Source organism: Candidatus Eisenbacteria bacterium, assembly GCA_016867495.1.
In the GTDB taxonomy this organism is placed as follows: Bacteria; Eisenbacteria; RBG-16-71-46; order CAIMUX01; family VGJL01; genus VGJL01.
This window is the reverse complement of record VGJL01000270.1, coordinates 1-2,740: the sequence shown is the minus strand read 5'-3', so window position 1 is coordinate 2,740 and position 2,740 is coordinate 1. Positions and strand designations below refer to the sequence as shown.

Annotated in this window: 2 protein-coding genes; both read left to right on the top strand. The window is 68.5% G+C overall.

Translation table 11 applies throughout. The annotated features are described in order from the left end of the window. The coding region (locus FJY88_13285) for a hypothetical protein (protein MBM3288300.1) at positions 1–891 on the top strand (891 nt) is incomplete at its 5' end. Positions 892–945: 54 nt separating this feature from the next. Next, entirely contained in the window at positions 946–2,661 is a 1,716-nt protein-coding gene (recJ, locus tag FJY88_13280; protein MBM3288299.1) for a single-stranded-DNA-specific exonuclease RecJ, read from the top strand. Positions 2,662–2,740 lie beyond the last annotated feature (79 nt).

Sequence of the window (2,740 nt, the reverse complement as noted above, 5' to 3'; positions counted from 1 at the left end):
CTCACGGGCGATTCGACCATGGTCGTCGCGACCGTCGGCGGAGAGTCGATCATTCTGGGCGAGGTCGACGCTGTCGTGCGCGTCTGGACGGAGAGCGGCATCCCGGAGTTCGAGGGGCAGACCCCGCGCGCTTTGCAGCGAAGGGCCCTGGACAACCTCGTCGATCAGAAGCTCCTCTTCAAGGCCGCGCAGAAGAACGGCCACATCCCGAGCGAGGAGCAGATCGATGGAGCGATCGGGCAGTTCAGCTCCCGCTTCCGGTCTGTGGGCGATTTCGAGAAGGCGCTATCCCTCCAGGGGATCACGGCCGCGGACTTCCGCGATCGCCTTCGCAGGGACATGGCGGTGCGCAACTACGTCATGAACACGATCCCCGACACGATCATGGTGACCTCGGTCGAGGCGCAACAGTACTTCGAGAGCCACAGGGAGACGTTCATGAGTTCCGAACGGATCCACGCGCGGCACATTCTCGTGAAGGCCGACGCCGCCGCGCCCGAGACCAAGGAGGCCGCGCGCGCCAAGGCGCAGGGGCTTCTCGAGAAGGTCCGAGGCGGAGCCGACTTCGCGGCCGTCGCCCGCGAGTCGTCCGATTGCCCTTCCTCCCAGCAGGGGGGCGACCTGGGGACATTCGGCCGCGGCGACATGGTCAAGCCTTTCGAGGACGCCGCGTTCTCCCTGAAGGCGGGCGAGGTCAGCGGGCTTGTCGAGACTCAGTTCGGCTTCCACATCATCCGCATCGAAGAAGCCTTCCCCGCCGGGCCTGTGCCCTACAACGAGGCCCTCGAAAAGGAAATCACGCAAAAGCTCCTTGCGGAGCGCAGGAATGACGCGGTCCGCAAGCACCTGGATGCGCTGCGCGAGGCGGCGTCGATCGATCGAAAGCTCTAGAGAAGTCGGCGGCGCGGACCGACGGGCGACGGAACGGCTTTGGGGGGCGCGAGGATGCGTTGGGTCCTCAAGGAACCTGCTGAGTCCCCGGGCCCGGCGGAGCCCGATCCGGTGCCGCGCCTGGTCCGACGCCTGCTTCGGGCGCGCGGACTCGCGAGCGACGAGCAGGTCCGGGCCTTCCTTGCTCCCGCGCTCGAAGATCTGAGCGATTCCGCCCTGCTTCCCGACGTCGCGCCGGCGATCGAGCGCCTGCGGAAGGCTCTTGACCGCCGGGAGACGATCTTTGTGTTCGGCGACTACGACGTCGACGGCCTGACCGCAACCGCGTTGATGTGCCGGTACCTCGAGCGGCTGGGCGCGAACGTCCGCGCCCGGGTTCCCGAGAGGTTGGGGGAGGGGTACGGCCTTTCGCCTAAGATCGTCGAGGAGGCCGAGTCCCTCGGCGCGCGGCTGCTGATCGCCGCGGACAGCGGGACGAACGCGCGCGAGGCGGTCGCGAAGGCGAACGCGCTGGGCATCGATGTCATCGTCGCCGATCACCACCAGATCGAAGGCGACCTTCCCCGCGCAGACGCGGTGGTGAATCCCTGGCGCGAGGACTCCTCCTATCCCTTTCCTGACCTCGCGGCGGTGGGAATCGTGGCCCGGCTACTGGATGCCCTCTGGCGGTCCGGAGCTGGGAGCGGGCAGGGATGGCCGTCCCCTCGGGAGTATCTTGATCTCGTGGCCCTCGGCACGATCGCCGACAACGTCCGGCTCGAGGGGGACAACAGGATCCTCGCCCACGCGGGCCTGTCGCTCCTGCGGAGGGCCCCGCGCCCCGCGATGCGTGCCCTCATGAAGGTCGCGGGTGTCGTTCCGGAGCGACTCGGCTCCTCCGACGTGGGATACAGGCTCGCGCCGCGCCTGAACGCCGCGGGAAGGGTCGGCGAGGCGTCCGTCGCCCTGTCCCTGCTCCTGTGCGACGACGAGGAGCGGTGCCAGGCTCTGGCCATGGCGCTCGACTGCCACAACCAGGAGCGAAGGCGTCTCCTCGACAGGGTCGAGCGAGAGGCGACGGAGATGGCGGAGGCGGATCCCCGGCGCCTCTCGGGGGCTCCCTTGCTTCTGCAGTCGGATCGATGGCATCCCGGAGTCCTGGGGATCGCGGCGGCGCGGATGGCCGATCGCTTCGGCGTGCCGGCCATTCTCCTCGCGAGCGACGGGGCGACGCTGCGGGGATCGGGACGGACGGCGGGGCGGTGGGACCTGCTTGACCTCGTGCGGCTCTGCGCGGATGATCTTCTGACCTTCGGCGGACACCGAGCCGCCGTGGGGCTCAGCCTCGCGCCGGACGCGTTCGAGCGATTTCGCGAGCGGTTCCTGGACGCGGCAATGGCTCGGGGGATTTCCTCCAGCGAGGGCGAAAGGGTCCAGGAGATCGACGCGCGTGCCGATCTTGAAGAGGTGGACCTCGACTTCCTCGACTGGCTCGAGCGGCTCGAGCCCTTCGGCGCCGGCAACAACGAACCGGTTCTCGCGCTGAAGGGAACGGTCTCCGGGGGCGTGCGCGTTCTCAAGGACGAGCACCTGAAGTTCGACCTCACGGACGGCCGCACGCGGCGCGAGTGCATCGGATTCGGGTGGGCGGGACAGGCTCGGTGGCTCGAGGGGCAGCGCGGCGACGTGCATGTCGCCGCCTCGGCCTCGCGCAACGTCTATCGCGGGGAGGAGAGGATCCAGCTCCAGGTAAGGGGGCTTTCCGGTGAAAACCCCTTCGGAAACGGTTGAGGAACTGAGACCCGCTTTCCTGGCGGATCTGACACGGCTCGCGCCGGAAGTCGACCGCCCGTTGATCGAGCGCGCCCTC